The sequence below is a fragment of the Phycisphaerae bacterium genome (assembly GCA_024102815.1).
In the GTDB taxonomy this organism is placed as follows: Bacteria; Planctomycetota; Phycisphaerae; order UBA1845; family UBA1845; genus JAGFJJ01.
Map to the genome: position 1 here is coordinate 18,042 of JAGFJJ010000016.1, position 13,503 is coordinate 31,544.

Annotated in this window: 20 protein-coding genes; 6 read left to right on the forward strand and 14 right to left on the reverse strand. The window is 65.2% G+C overall.

The genetic code is table 11. The features are described from left to right. Positions 1–450: 450 nt before the first annotated feature. The 14 genes from J5J06_05435 to J5J06_05500 form a co-directional block, all read right to left on the reverse strand. A complete protein-coding gene (locus J5J06_05435) occupies positions 451–699 on the reverse strand; it encodes a hypothetical protein (protein MCO6436510.1) in 249 nt (82 codons plus the stop codon). After that, positions 696–2,180 carry an ATP-dependent DNA helicase RecQ gene (locus J5J06_05440; protein ID MCO6436511.1) on the reverse strand — a complete coding sequence of 495 codons (1,485 nt, stop codon included), beginning with the start codon at positions 2,178–2,180 and terminating at the stop codon, positions 696–698. The genes J5J06_05435 and J5J06_05440 overlap by 4 nt, the downstream gene beginning before the upstream one ends. After that, positions 2,177–2,386 (reverse strand): hypothetical protein, encoded by a 210-nt coding sequence (locus J5J06_05445; protein ID MCO6436512.1) that lies wholly within the window; start codon positions 2,384–2,386, stop codon positions 2,177–2,179. The genes J5J06_05440 and J5J06_05445 overlap by 4 nt, the downstream gene beginning before the upstream one ends. Next, complete coding sequence (locus J5J06_05450) at positions 2,383–3,411, reverse strand: hypothetical protein (protein MCO6436513.1); 1,029 nt, start codon at positions 3,409–3,411, stop codon at positions 2,383–2,385. The genes J5J06_05445 and J5J06_05450 overlap by 4 nt, the downstream gene beginning before the upstream one ends. Continuing rightward, the gene (locus J5J06_05455) at positions 3,408–3,911 is read right to left on the reverse strand and encodes a hypothetical protein (GenBank protein ID MCO6436514.1); all 504 of its coding nucleotides are present in this window, start codon (positions 3,909–3,911) and stop codon (positions 3,408–3,410) included. The genes J5J06_05450 and J5J06_05455 overlap by 4 nt, the downstream gene beginning before the upstream one ends. After that, positions 3,908–4,159, reverse strand: a complete 252-nt coding sequence (locus J5J06_05460) for a hypothetical protein (GenBank protein MCO6436515.1) — start codon at positions 4,157–4,159, stop codon at positions 3,908–3,910. The genes J5J06_05455 and J5J06_05460 overlap by 4 nt, the downstream gene beginning before the upstream one ends. A 76-nt stretch (positions 4,160–4,235) precedes the next feature. Beyond that, positions 4,236–5,327 carry an AAA family ATPase gene (locus J5J06_05465; protein ID MCO6436516.1) on the reverse strand — a complete coding sequence of 364 codons (1,092 nt, stop codon included), beginning with the start codon at positions 5,325–5,327 and terminating at the stop codon, positions 4,236–4,238. 89 nt (positions 5,328–5,416) lie between these two features. Beyond that, on the reverse strand, positions 5,417–7,594 hold the full coding sequence (locus J5J06_05470) for a transposase family protein (GenBank protein MCO6436517.1): 2,178 nt from the start codon (positions 7,592–7,594) through the stop codon (positions 5,417–5,419). A 30-nt stretch (positions 7,595–7,624) separates the two neighbouring features. Beyond that, on the reverse strand, positions 7,625–7,975 hold the full coding sequence (locus J5J06_05475) for a hypothetical protein (GenBank protein ID MCO6436518.1): 351 nt from the start codon (positions 7,973–7,975) through the stop codon (positions 7,625–7,627). Further along, positions 7,965–8,219, reverse strand: coding sequence for a hypothetical protein (locus J5J06_05480; GenBank protein ID MCO6436519.1), 255 nt, complete (start codon positions 8,217–8,219; stop codon positions 7,965–7,967). The genes J5J06_05475 and J5J06_05480 overlap by 11 nt, the downstream gene beginning before the upstream one ends. Further along, positions 8,182–8,457, reverse strand: coding sequence for a hypothetical protein (locus tag J5J06_05485; protein MCO6436520.1), 276 nt, complete (start codon positions 8,455–8,457; stop codon positions 8,182–8,184). The genes J5J06_05480 and J5J06_05485 overlap by 38 nt, the downstream gene beginning before the upstream one ends. Next, positions 8,454–9,206, reverse strand: a complete 753-nt coding sequence (locus J5J06_05490; GenBank protein ID MCO6436521.1) for a hypothetical protein — start codon at positions 9,204–9,206, stop codon at positions 8,454–8,456. The genes J5J06_05485 and J5J06_05490 overlap by 4 nt, the downstream gene beginning before the upstream one ends. A 133-nt stretch (positions 9,207–9,339) precedes the next feature. Next, positions 9,340–9,519 carry a hypothetical protein gene (locus tag J5J06_05495; GenBank protein MCO6436522.1) on the reverse strand — a complete coding sequence of 60 codons (180 nt, stop codon included), beginning with the start codon at positions 9,517–9,519 and terminating at the stop codon, positions 9,340–9,342. 2 nt (positions 9,520–9,521) lie between these two features. Next, positions 9,522–9,680 carry a hypothetical protein gene (locus tag J5J06_05500; GenBank protein ID MCO6436523.1) on the reverse strand — a complete coding sequence of 53 codons (159 nt, stop codon included), beginning with the start codon at positions 9,678–9,680 and terminating at the stop codon, positions 9,522–9,524. A 107-nt stretch (positions 9,681–9,787) separates the two neighbouring features. On the opposite strand from J5J06_05500, the gene J5J06_05505 reads away from it, so the two are divergent. The 6 genes from J5J06_05505 to J5J06_05530 all read left to right on the forward strand — a co-directional run bounded on the left by J5J06_05505 (position 9,788) and on the right by J5J06_05530 (position 13,466). Then, positions 9,788–10,111 (forward strand): hypothetical protein, encoded by a 324-nt coding sequence (locus J5J06_05505; protein ID MCO6436524.1) that lies wholly within the window; start codon positions 9,788–9,790, stop codon positions 10,109–10,111. 272 nt (positions 10,112–10,383) lie between these two features. After that, positions 10,384–11,031 carry a hypothetical protein gene (locus tag J5J06_05510; GenBank protein MCO6436525.1) on the forward strand — a complete coding sequence of 216 codons (648 nt, stop codon included), beginning with the start codon at positions 10,384–10,386 and terminating at the stop codon, positions 11,029–11,031. Between the two features lie 250 nt (positions 11,032–11,281). Then, positions 11,282–11,884, forward strand: a complete 603-nt coding sequence (locus tag J5J06_05515) for a hypothetical protein (protein ID MCO6436526.1) — start codon at positions 11,282–11,284, stop codon at positions 11,882–11,884. 468 nt (positions 11,885–12,352) lie between these two features. Next, complete coding sequence (locus J5J06_05520; GenBank protein MCO6436527.1) at positions 12,353–12,724, forward strand: hypothetical protein; 372 nt, start codon at positions 12,353–12,355, stop codon at positions 12,722–12,724. 147 nt (positions 12,725–12,871) lie between these two features. Beyond that, entirely contained in the window at positions 12,872–13,123 is a 252-nt protein-coding gene (locus tag J5J06_05525; protein ID MCO6436528.1) for a hypothetical protein, read from the forward strand. Continuing rightward, a complete protein-coding gene (locus J5J06_05530) occupies positions 13,092–13,466 on the forward strand; it encodes a hypothetical protein (protein MCO6436529.1) in 375 nt (124 codons plus the stop codon). The genes J5J06_05525 and J5J06_05530 overlap by 32 nt, the downstream gene beginning before the upstream one ends. The last annotated feature ends 37 nt before the right edge of the window (positions 13,467–13,503 follow it).

Sequence of the window (13,503 nt, forward strand, 5' to 3'; positions counted from 1 at the left end):
CGAACTTCGCGTTGCGCTTTGCATACGGGGTGCGGTACCCAGCAAGATTTTGGCAACCTGGAAACGAACACTCGACCAGCGATCCGCCGGCGAAGCGGGGATGGAGGTGACCTTTTAATCGCGAAAAAGGAAGGCCTCCTTTGATGCGTCGGTCAATCCTCTGGCGAGCAGACCTCTGGTGGGCCCTGCGTGCCCTGCATACTCGGTCTGCTTTTCGCCTGGCATCTTTTCGGCCGTCGTCCCATGATGCACGCAATTGCCGCTTGTAGTGCATGGGACATAGGCCTTTCCCGGCATTCACCTTGAGCGGCGCATCTGGCTGGCACTCGGGGCAATGGATCGTAGGTGTTCGATGTGTCCTCTGGTAGCAATTGCGGCAAAGTCCACGCGCCCAGTGCTTCTTCATCTCCGCGTCCTTCGGGCACTCCGGGCACTGGATCATGCGGGGCATCAGCGGGACTCCTTGCGCTCGGCCATGAGGGCGGTGATGCAGGCCTGGATGTCGGCGAGGCAGTCGGAAGAGAAGACCGTTTGAGCCCCGGGGAAGAAGACATAGCTCCGCCAGGAGCCGTACCAGGAAATGGTGCCAAGCGAGACGCCGGATCGGATGTTGCGGACGACGATCACGAGAGTCTTCCGCCCCTTCTGCGGCGGCACTTCCTCGAAGCGCAAGTACTTGGTTTCGTGGGGGAAGTTCACGATCGGGCCTCCTCGGCGACCATTTTCGCGGGGTCAGGAAAATGGTCCTGCTCGTCGATCTGCGCCTCGGCGCGGGCCACTGCCTCGGGCGTCGTGGGGATAGCGGAGACGGTGCGATCATTCAGGCAATTGTCGCACGCGGTGAGGCAGGGGAAGTGCGTCGTCCTCACCGACCCCGTCGGCGCTGCACGGAAGTACTCGTCGATGAGCTCGTGACGGCAGTGCCAGGAGTCGATGCAGTAGTCTTCCACGGCGCGGAGCTCGAACAAACGGTAGACGTCGAGCTCCGGGGCCAACTCGCGGAAGTCCTCACGTTCCGGATCGTCGTTGACTTGGTGTTCGATCTCCTCCAGGTGCATGCGCTCCAGCCAGACGAAGTAGTCGTCCTCGTCGTAGAGCAACACGCACTGCGAGGGCTGACCGTCGCGGCCGGCGCGGCCGATCTCCTGGTGATAGAGCGACAGACTGCTGGGCATGGACATGTGCACGACCTGGCGGACGTCGGACTTGTCGATGCCCATGCCGAAGGCGATCGTCGCCACGACCACGTCCAACTCGCCGGCCATGAACGATCGATGCACGTCGTTACGCTGCTCGTCGGGCATGTCGCCGTGGTACGCGGCCGCCCGGTACCCACGCGCCACCAGGTCGGCGGCGATGCGGACGGTTTCCGCCCTGGTCGTACAGTAGACCAGGGCGGGAAGGCACGAAGGCACGGAGGCACGAAGGCACGAAGGGGATGATGAAAGGAGCTCAAGCAGTTGCGCGTCGCCGGAGCCGATGCGCTGCTGCACGTGCAGGTGCAGGTTGCGGCGGACGAAGTCGCCGACGAGCACGACCGGATCGCGCAGGCCGAGCGTCGCAATGATGTCCTCGCGGACGGCGGCCGTGGCCGTGGCGGTGAAGGCGCTGACCTGCGCCCGGGGAAAGACCTTGCGGAGCTCGCCCAGGCGACGGTAACTCGGCCTGAAGTCGTGACCCCACTGCGAAACGCAATGGGCCTCGTCCACGACGACGTGAACCGGCGGTCGCATGGTAAGCGCGGCGAGAAACTCCGGGGTCATGGCCCGCTCGGGGGCAACGTACAGAAGATCGAGATCGCCGCTCTTCCAGTCGGTGTAGATCGCATCGATCTGGCGGGGATGTAACTGCGAGGTGATGGCGGAGGCAACAGGCAACGGCCAACAGGCAACAGGAGAATCTGCTTCGTGCCTTCGTGCCTCCGTGCCTCCGTGCCTGGCATTCAGTGCCTGGACCTGATCGTTCATGAGGGCGATCAGCGGAGAGATGACCAAGGTGGGGCCGATGAATGGTCCCGACGCCTGGTAGACGAGCGACTTACCTGAGCCCGTGGGCATGACGCATAGGAGATCGCGTACTCCGATCACCGCCTCCAACGCCTCGCGCTGAAGGGGGCGGAACGAGGAAAGGCCCCACGATTGCAGGATCGTGTCGAGGAACGAAGCATGGTCAGAGTTCATTCGTCATCCTCGTCGTAGTCGGGCATTCTGGAGGCTGGATCAATCCCTGATCCACCACACGCGTAGCAGTCCCGCATGCCGTCGATGCCCTCATCCTCGTCGGAACAAAAAACCTCGCCCGAACCCTCGCAGGTTCGACATGCGTGCATCTCGCACCAAAGCGCGTAGCCCTCGGGGTCGTCAATGGGATCGGGGGCTTCGCTCACGGAGAGGCCTCCTTCCACTGCCGGAGCACGTCGGCGAGGATGTCGTGGTCGGCGTAGACCCAGAACCCACGGCACTCCGGCCAACGCTCACGAATCGTCTCAAGATCGATGGCCTTCGCCTGGTCGACGGTGAGCTTGGCAAACGTGCCGGCCACGTCCACGGAACGGCCGAGGCCGACGTTGCTTCCCCACAGGTCGAGACGTTGCACGAAACCCGCCGGCGGATTGGCCACGACCCTGCCGTCGCCGCGCGGCGTGTAATAGGTCTTGTTGTCGGCGCGGAGCAAGCCGAGCTTGCCCAGCGGCCAGGCGTAGTGCGTCGCACGCGAGGAACTCGTGGGCAGCACGACGTCCACGGCGCCGACGCGACGCACGGCCGCATCCACGGCGCCGCCGATCACGGCGCGATCCCCCTCGGTGAGTTCCAGTTTCTGCAAGGCCTTCTGGGCGCAACGGCCGTAGGTCTCGACGTCGAGCAGCGTGGCGGTCGCGCCGAGCGCTTCGGCCTCTCGGCGGAGGTGCTCAATGGCCTCGGCGTAGAACGCGGCATGGAACTGGGCCAGCGGCGGAGGAACCTGTACGCCGGGAGCGAGCCCGTCCGACCAGGCGACCCAAAGCCAGCGCCCCCAGACGACGTGAATGCCTTGCGATTGCAGCGTCGCCGCCGCCTCACGCACGAGGGGGTCGTACACGGCCAGCGGACGGTCCTGCCACGAGAGCGTCACCAACGCCACGTGGGTGAAGCCGCGAAGATCCCGCAACTGCTCGACGATGGCCTGGTCCTGGAGGCGACTGCTCTCGTCGAGAATCAGCAGGGCGTACAGCAACCGCACGGGATCCGCGCCGTACAGTGATCCGTCGCGGTGGATCTCCGGCGGCGCGGGCGCGGGGGCGACGGCGGTGGGCAGATCGACGGTGCACTGCATGGTGACCGGCGGAGACCCGCCGAGGCAATGGGCAATGGGCAATAGGCAATAGAGGAAGGCAACAGGCAATAGGCAACAGGCAATAGCACGGGACCTCACGAGGCGACTCCTTTCGAAGAGGATGAGCGCGGCTTCCGTGGCCGCGGGGTGGTCTTGTGGGCGCCGCCCGTCGAGCGGGCGCGTTGGTGCATGGTGAAGAGCACGTGAATGACCTCGCCGGCACGGGCGGCGGTGAGCAACTGCTCCGGACTGCGGACCTTGAAGTTCGTCTCCAGCCAGTTCTCGAAGCGCTCCGGACTGTGGAAGTGGGTGAGGCCCAAACGTGTGATCTGCTCGACATGGTCGGCGGTGATCACGCGCACGCTGGCCGTCCGCTTGCGTCCGTAGGGCCTGGGCTTCTTGCCCGGCGGGTTGGGAAGGTCGCCGCCGCCGAAGTGCCTGATCCATTCGCTGCACTCCAGTGCCGACAGCCGCCGCAGCGAGCCACCGACCATCTTGCGGAGCTCCCCGAGTGCGAAGCCCTTATTGGCCGCTTCCATGACAAGCTTCTGGTGCTGGAGCTTGCTCGACGAATTGGGAACCGTGGAAAGCTGCGTCACGACAGCACCTCCTTGTCCTTGAGGAGCTTGGTGAAATCGAAGCCGTGGCGATACTGCACGACCTTGCCGACGCGGGGGCCGAGGTTGACGATGCGCGTCTCGATCTCCGGTGGCCACGGCTGGAGCAGCGGGTTGAGCACCTCGCACCAGCGCAGGCTGCGCCGCAGACGATGCAGCAGCACGCCGATGACCACGAAACCGATGCCGGTGAGCACCAGGGCGATGGAGACGAGCAGTTCGAAGAGCAAGGTAAGACCTCCATGTCAGGCAACAGGCAATAGGCAATAGGCAACAGGCAACAGCAAGAGGCACGAAGCGGAAGAATCAGCCGGCGACGGCGGTGCGGATGCGCTCGCGATGGTCGATGTCGGCGGTCATGGCGTCGTCGCGCATGGCCCCCTTCTCCGCACTGCGCAGCGCTTCCGCGTCGAGATTCACCCGATCCTCGGGGCCGAGATTGTCACGCCGTCGAACCAGCGACACGGCCCACTTGACGATCCAGTCGCAGCGACGCAGCGAGCCGTGGCCGAGCATGTTGGCCACGTCCTGCAAGTAACGCTGACCGTCGGGAAGCAGACGGACCTTGTCCGATTCGTAGATGCGGCGGATGTCCGCGATGGAGAACAGGGGCTTGCGGCTGCCCGGCGTCTTGTCCGCCCCCCGGGTGAGCTCCAGGAACATGGCGAAGCGACTGAACAACTGGCCGTGGTCCTCGTCCTTGTCCTCCTCCAGTCGCCGTACAAGGTCCTTCGTGGCCAGCAGCACGATGGGCACGTGGCACTCGTCGTAGAGATCCCGCAGGAACTCCAGGCCGCTGTCCGCCAGGCGGTGGGCCTCGTCCACGACGAGCAGGCGGCCGCTGTCGCGGAGGATGTTGAAGACCATCTCGTCGAATGTCAGCCGCCGGCGATCGCGGCGCAGGCCGCGCGGGTCGCTGATGTGGAGCTCCTTGGCGAGCAAGCGGCGCAGGGCCATGTGCGTCGTGTTGCCCCGGCTGACGCGCAGATACATGGCCCCCGGGTAGCGGTCCACGATGGCGTGGGCGACCATGGTCTTGCCGATGCCGGTGGGTCCGTGGGCGATGGCCATGAACTGCCCCGAGACGGCCTGCTCAGCGAGCGTGATGAGGTTCACCGCGACGCCCGTCTCCACGAACTTGCGCTGGGGGCGCGTGGCCCGCCGGCGGGCGTCCACCTCCATCCAGTTGTTCAGATCACGCACGTGGCCGTCGCGCGTCTCGGGCTTGACGCGGCTGTACTTGCCGGCGAGCACTTCGCCGATCGTACTGGGCCTTACGCCGCCGATCTGGCGGGCGATCTCCGCGTAGGTAATGCCGTGCCGGGCGATGTAGTCCTTCACGGCGGTAAGCACGTCGAGCACCTGCGTCTCGGTCAGCGGTCCTTCGTCGGGCAGCATCCTTGCCTCCAACAATACGCGTCCCTGCTGGCGCAACGTCTCGACCAGGTGCGCTGAAGAATCGCGCGGTTCTGGCTGTTGGTCAGCGTTCACAGTCGAAGCTCCGAAAATGCAACGTCTTCGTCATCGTCCTCGGATACGCCGGGATCGGTCAGTCGCAGTGAGGCGAAGTCCACGTCGTCGTAGCGCGATTTCGGCGGGGGCGCCACTTCCACCGATGCAGGAATCGAGACGCCCTCGAAGCCGGTTCGAACCGGAAGGCACGAAGGCACGGAGGCACGGAGGCACGAAGCAGAGGTATCCGTGCCGGTGGCACGGAGCTCGGCGACGCGTTCGCGGTGATCGCGGTTCATGCGCTCGTTGGCCGTACGCGTGCGCTTGACTTGACTGCGGCGGGCCTTTGCTATCTGGGCCTGCTCACGCTTGACCTGGGCGGTGGCCTCGCGGGCGTGGTCCACGTCCACGCCGGGCTCGATGTACTCGTTGGCGTCCAGACGCCCGATGATCCGCCGGGTCTTCGCGTCCAGCGCCCAGACGTGGCCGATCTCCGCCTGGTCGAGACTGACCAGCACCTCGCGGCCGCGCAGCTTCTTCAAACACGCCGCCTTGGCGCCGTAGCTGACCGTCCCTGCGCCCACGCGCAGGGTCACGCCGTTGGCGTGGACCTTGTACGCACCGCGGATGCTCATGAGCGTGGCCAGGGCCTTGTCGTCAGCGCGACGCAGGCTCTGCGCCGTGTGCCACACGGCCAGCGGCGACGCATCCAGACTGCGATGACGGCGGTGGTGATAACGCAGCACGATCTCGCGGACCGTCTCGCGGGCCTGATCCATGGTGGGCACCAGCGCGGGATCGAAGATGCGCACGCCGCGCTTCACGCGGCGGCCGAAACGCACCTCGTCCACGGCCTCGGGCTTGTCGGCACTGCCGCGCCCGCAGTAGGTGGCGAATAGGGCCTTGGAGTACGCGTGGAAGGTGCCGAACCAGCGCTCCACCGGACCCTTGGCCCAGGGGCAAAACGGCAGGGCGAACTTGAGGTCGATGCCGAGCTCGCCGGTGATCCCGCCCCAGCGGAGCACGTCGTCGCAGAGGACGTTGTCCTCGCGGTAGCGAATCTCACCCTCCGCGACCTTGCGATCCAGCGAGCGGCGCTCCACCTTGGTCAGCCCGGTGATGAGCTTGCTGGCGAAGTCCGCGCCGTTGTCGATCTTCAACTCGCGGGGCACGGCCCAATCGCGGAAGGCCGTGCGCAGGGCGGAGAGAATCGCGTCCTGGTGGGCCTCGGGACCCAGGTGCCAGCCGACCACGCAGCGGCTGCGGATGTCCATGACCGCGGTGAGCCAGGGGCGAAGCTGCCGCCGACCCCACCAGCACCAGAAGTCGCAGCGGGTGTGGTCGGCCATGTACAAGCCGCCTACGGGCAGCCGGGAATAGTCCATGTGGGCGTAACGCATGTAACGCCGCGACCAGTAGGACCCACCCTCGCGCATCAAACAACTGGTGGAAAGGTCGTCCGTCTCCGCCAGCCAGCGACGCGTGCTCGAATAACTCGCGGGCCACGACCAGCCCTCCTGCCCGGCAAGCCGGTTCTGCTCTGCATGCCGGACCGTGGCCTCGTGGCACTGGGCGACGCTGAGCTTCAAGGTGGTGTGGTAGAGGGAGTAGAAGTAGTCGATCGCTTCGGGCGATCGAGTACAGGCAACAGGCAACGGGCAACAGGCAATAGCGGAAGAAGAGGAAGACGGTCCGGTGTAGCGGTCGACGAGGGCCTCCACGCCGCGAATGCGTCCGTCGTCGCGCGGCGTCTGATACGCGGACCACCACAGTTCCAGGGACCGCACGCTGATCTTGAACGCGGGACCCTCGGCGGCGCGGGCCTCGGAGACGATGCGCGTCGCCGCGACCTTGGAAGAGGAAGTACTGTCAGCGACGAGCTCGCGCCAGCGGTGCATCCAGCGGGCCTTGCGGTAGGCGCGGTCGAGCAGGTGCGCCGGGAAACGCTCGCTCAGCATCACCCGGTCCTGCTCGTCGCGCGTGTCGCGATCGATGACACGGGCGAGGCGGGGATCGATGCTGCGGGACAGCCACCAGGTAACGCCGCCGCTTCCGCCGGGAAGCGGACCCTTGCGTGCCCTTCCTTTCGCAGCCGACTCCAGGGCCAGTCGCTGGGCGCTCCGCTCACTGAGGCCGAGCCTGGCGGCGACGTCCGACAGCGGAAGCCAGTCGGCGGGGATGGCGGACGAAGTTGTACGGGCGGGCAAAGCCATTTTGCTCAGATCGGTGCATCGAGATGCACCCTACGGTTCTAAGTGACGCGCGAGATCCTCGGTCAATTCCAGATTGAAACCCCACTCAGCGAGCACTGTCGAGCAGTCCAGGAATTCGCCGTCGTCGTCTCGCAAGGCCCAGTCGCGCAGGGCGTCGACTAGGGCCGCGAACTGGCGGAGCACGTCCTCGACGTCCGTCAGGTTCAACTGGGCGAGGCGCTTGCGATCCACCTCCATTCTCAGGCCGTATTTGAGAAGATCATGGATGTGGAGCTCGTCGCAGCTTCCTATCGCCCGACCGCACAAGGCGTGGACGATGCGAAACATGTCTTCTTTGGACCATGCATCGGGGGTGATGATTGATTGTTTTTTACGCGGCACGGGCGGACTCCAGATTCTTGAGGAACTTGGCCAGGGGTTCGGGGCGCGTGCGGTCGTACGTGGCGGTGAGACGTTCGTGGAGCCGGCCGTCGGCGCCGAGCTCCCACCAGGTCTCCCAGCCGACGCCGCAGAAGTCGCAGTAGAGATAGGTGATCTCACCGTTCACGACGTTCTCGGCGGCGACGTGCTCGCGGTCCAATGCCCCGCTACAGCGCGGACACTGCTGAATGGCTCGGGTGATCATGGTTCTCCTCCGATGGTGCATCGAGATGCACCCTACGCAGATCGCGGCAGCCCGGACACCACTCACTAAACGCCTGGGCGATCCGCTCTGCGTCGCAGGCGTCCACCACGTACACGCTGACGGTCTTGCGCCCGCAGCGACAACGAATCTCCACGCGGCGGGCGGCAACCGCCTCGCCGAAGACGCAGGCCAGGTAGCCCAGCAGAGACAGAACGGTGATCAAGGCGAGCGTGGTCATGAGCTCCTCCCGGCGACGGCCTTGTTGAAGGCCTGAACGATGGAACGCTGGAGCGACGCCTGGGTGGCGCGATGGGCCACGTAGGCGTCGACGAATTTCTGGACGGTGGGCGCGTCGGCTTCGTCGATGCGCCCGTCCCTCAGCAACTCCGCGAGGTAGACCTGCGTCTGGTGGTATTCGCCCTGGTCGCGGATGGCCCCTTCGAGGAAGTCCTTGGTCGTACGAACGTCGCCGGCGGGCAGGAACGCCCAGTCGATGTCATCGCGGTCGCCGAGCAGCAGGAAGATGATGCGGGGCTCGTCGATGTGGGCCAGGAGCATGCGCCAGAACTCGACGGGGATGTTGATCTTGCCCGTGGCGTAGTCGCTGATGGTCTGGATGGCACGGTTGGTCCAGCGGGCCACGAGCTTCTTGCTCAACTGGTACGTTTGCCCGGTGAGGCGATCCGTGTAGACCACGGCCTGGTCGCAGAGGAAGTTCAATAGCTCAACGTCCTGACGCATGTCCTGGTCCATCAGCGGCCTCCGTGCCGGGCGAAGAAAGGCAATGGGCAATAGGCAATAGGCAACAGGGAAGACCGGAGAGAATGGAGCGGAAATCCGTTGCCGAAGGGCTGCCGTGCGATAGAGTTGAGGCAACAGGCAATGGGCAATAGGCAATAGAAACAGTGCCCCCGCGGGCGGGGAGGAACGAAGGACGCGGCGGAACAATCCCTGAATCGCCAATACGGGGAGTGCCCGTACGGTCAAGCCCGATCCCCTGGGCCGACCGGCAAGTCAGGGATTGATGGGATGGTGCCACGTCCAACGTCCTCCGTCCGCCCGCGTTGTCGGGGCGGTAGACAAAAGCCACCGGGAACGCCCCGGCGGCGTGAGACACACGTCAGCGCCGCTTGTGGCGGCGGTCATCCAGGCGGGTCGTGCGGTAGCGATGGGCCAGGAAGGCCTCGACCTCGCGGGCGAGGCTCTCCACCTCGGCCCCGTAGACGGTGAGCGAGCGGCTCTTCCCCAGGAGCGGGTCGTAGACGAGCACCTTCAATCCGGGTGCGGTGTTCAGTCGCATGGTCAACCGGCCTTTCTGGATTCACGAACCGCTCGCACCACCAGACGGATGATCTGCTCCGCGGTGAGCTTGTCGCCGCGAATGGTGACCGTCTTGGACTGCTTCCGCTGGGGGTCGCGAACGGTCAGGTAGAAGCGACGATCTCGGCTCGTTGTGAGCATAATATGCTAAGTATGCACGATGCGCAGAGTAAAGTCAAGTGGATTATTGCAGAAGACGTGTACAGACTGTGGTCATGTCAAAAAGAACCGAAGAGAAGCGGCCGCGAGTGACGCTGAATATCCACCCGCAGGTATGGCCGTGGTTCCGCCGGCAAGAACTGGACAACGGGATCACGAAAACGAGGCTTGTTCAGGCTGGGATCGCGGCATTGCGTTTCCTCGGTTCCGGCGAACGCGAGGCGATGGTGCAATGGGCAACTCTAATTGACGAGGACCAGGTGACCTGGGCCGAGTTTGACGAATGGTGTTCGGCAAATCAGAAGCAGCGGGAGCAATCCTTAAGGCGGGTTTTGGCACGGGCAATAGGCCATGAACTTGCAGCACATCCCGGGTTGCCCGAAGGACGGCAAGCGGGCAAGGCTGGAGCATAAGTGTAATTTCTTCGATTAGGAGTTCGCGTTCGGGGCGCAATGGCAGCGGGAACTGGAGCATGGGTGACCTCCAGAATCATCAGGGCAACCGGCCGGGCGTCCTCCGTGACGGCACAATTCCCTGGCCACCGGCCGGCGGCGAATCGAGGCGGCTGGCATCTCGCCCGCTGCGAGATCGGAGACGGTTGTACGGGAAACGTTAGGGCGTGTCAATAGGCACGAAGCGACGCCCGGCAAGCCGGGTTTGCTCTCGCCACGGAGCCACGAAGGGAATGGATGGGCGATGCAAATGCGGGGCGGACGTGGCCCTGGGGGAGCACAAACCTCCGCCGCCAGGGAAGATCCTGCTGATCACCTGTCCAAGTTGCGGGCGGCGGGCACAACCCCACGTGTATACCCGCGCGGCGGAGAAGGCCCGCAAGGCGGCCGAAAAAGAGGCGGATCGGGATCGGCTTCGACAAGAGAAAGCCGAGGAGCAGCGGGCACAGGCCGAGCGGCTCGCAGCCCTTGAACAACGGCGGAGGGAATTCCGCGAAGCGCAGGCGGAAAGGCAAAGGGCCGATCAGGCATTTTATGAGCGCGAAGCCGCGCGGCGTGAACGAATCGCCCGGGAGGCGTATGAGCAGCGCCGCGCAGAGGACGCGGAGCGCTTCGATCCAGTCGTGTTTGACAGCCCGCGCGTTGGGATTGTCGCCCGATTCGTCCTGATCTGGGGCGGCCGCGTGGCGATGCTGCTGTGCTGGGTGCCGGTTGCCGCCGCTTCAGGCAGACCATATGGAAGCGATACGGTGGATGCCTGGGCACTGGCGGCCGGGATGTTCGTCTCGGGGGCATGGTTGTACGCGGCTGGAGCCGTGTGGGAGGAGGTGCGGCGCATCCGCATCGCGGTCGAAAAACAATTCGAAGAAAAAAGTGCTTGACATTTGCGCACCCATCGCCACGATGCGGCGCGTGAAGACCTCCGGCAGGGCGAATGCCCCGAGGAGGCCGTCGAACCGAAGGCCGGGATGGACTGGAGGATCGGCGACAATCCAGAGGCCGCGTGAGACCGGCCTGAACAGGTAGACAAACGTGAACTGATCCGGTGCCGACTTCGGACCGGGTCCACGAAAGTGCCCCCACTGTCGGGACATGCGTGGACCCGGTCTTTTTTTGCGCCTGACGGTTCCCATGGCACGGACGCCCGCACAGATCAGGGACGAACAGCGGCGAACGACGCCGCCCAGGCGACCACAGACGACGCGGCAGCGAAGCGCGGACATCGCCCGCCAAGGCGGGACCGCGGAGTACTTCTACGCCGTCGTGCGCTCGGTGATCTTCCCCGGCGAGGCGGGGCACCAGGGCGGACCGCACGCCACGGTGTGGGCGCACCGCGTCACCTACCGCGACCCCGACGACATTACCGAAGGCGACCTGGTCACCATCGACCAGGCCGAAGGCGAGCCCTGGCTCCGCCTGCACCCGGGCATCCCCAGCGCCCAGTACGGCTCCTTCGCACGCGTGGAACTGCGCCTGAAACGCAACGTCGGCACGCCCGCCGACCCGGTCTACGCCGACGTGCGCACGCCTGAAGACTACCTGGCGGCGACGGCGCCGAACTCGCCGACACCACTCGCGAGCCCGCGACTGGGACTGGAAGTGCTGCCGTGCCGCTGCTGGACGGTCGGCGACAAAACCTTCGGCGAGCCCTGCCTGAAGCTGCCCCGCCTGATCGACGGAGCCCTGTGGTTCAACGATCCGCCACGGATTCACATGGGGGGGAGCAGTGTATGAGCAGGCACGAAGGCACGCAGGCACGAAGGCACGCGGGGGGAAGAACGAAGAGCCTACAAGTCGCGGCGACACCTCCGCCGCGCATCACGCGCCCTCAGCCGCAACCGGACGGCCGGGATACCGGCCCCCGGCCGTTCGGGCGGCACCCGGCAAGCCGGGTCTGCTTGGAAGAAGAAGCCACGAAGGGAAGGAACGAAGAGCAACAAACGCATGCGGCGAGGCCGGGCTGGTGCCCGGCGGTGAAACGACGGCTGGTACGCGAGACAGGCCAGAGGTCGCACGCCAGGGGCTGCTCCGTCGTGCTGATGGCCCCCAAGCAGGTTCGATTCCTGCCGCCGCGAATCCATACCTCCCCTCCCAGGCCCGGCGGGCGGTCACGGATGACCGGGGGCGCCATGGACGGCGCCCAAGCCGGGGCGGGGGAGTGCGAATGTCGAGTCGACCAACCAAGGAAGGAGTGACAGCGATATGGCACATAGGAAAGCCACGAAGCCACGAAGCGACGCCCGGCAAGCCGGGTTGGCCGGTGCCACGAAGGAGAAGAAGGAAGGGAAGACGCCGGCGAAGAAGGTTAAGCCGGTGAAGGCAAAAAAAGCCTTGAAAACCAGTGTTCTGGCGCTTTTGGTGAGTGCCATGACGCTGGCACAGACGGCCTGCGTCGTACGCACCAAGGACAACGGGAAATTCTTTTTCGGGTTCGGCACGCGGATTGAACTGGGCCACGAATCCGCAGCGACGCAGGCCGAGGCCGAATCCGAAATCAAGTCGCAGCCTCTCCTGGATTACCTGGCGAAGACGGAGGCGAAGGATGACGCGGCGGAGGAAAACCCGACGCCGTAGTGCCGTGATGGTGGCACTGGCGGCGCTGAGCGGTGGGTGTCACGTGCATCTGCACCTCTTCGAGCAAAGGCACGGAGGCACGGAGGCACGAAGGCACGAAGGGGATGAAAGAAGCCACGAAGGGGATGAACTGGAGAACGATCCGCGATGGCAGCAGCTTGGAAAGTGAAACTCCTGCGGCCGCTTCAAAGCCGCAAGGTCCGCACGGCGATCGCCACGGTGATCGTCGCGTACCTCGCCGAGGCGGGGATCAACGTGAGCGAGACGACCATGATCGGGATCATCGCCGTGGGCGTCTCGATCATCCTGGGCATCGCGATCGAGGACGCGGGGCAGAAGAGCGCGGGCAAGGCGAACGGAGTCGCCGATGGCGGAGCGGAGCGACAGCACGCTGAATGAACGCGTGAAGGTGCTGCTGAGCACGCTGGCACGCGTAAGCAACCGGCCGGTGACGGCCATCGAACTGGCGGAGGCCATGAACATCACCGGCACGCACGAGTCCCGCCGGCGACGCGTACGCGAGACCGCCCGCTACGCCCGCGAATGCCTGGGCCATCGCGTGTGCGCCGGGTCCGGGGCCAGTGACGACTGCGGCTACTGGATGGCCCGAGACGCCGACGAATGGGCGAGCTACCTGGAAGCGGCGCGAAACGGCGCACGCTTCCGCTTTGCGGGAATCGCCCGGGCGAAACGGGCGGTGGTGGAACGGATGGGCAAACAGCAACGGCTGTTTGCCCAGTAGGCACGAAGGCACGGAGCCACGGAGGCACGAAGGGAAC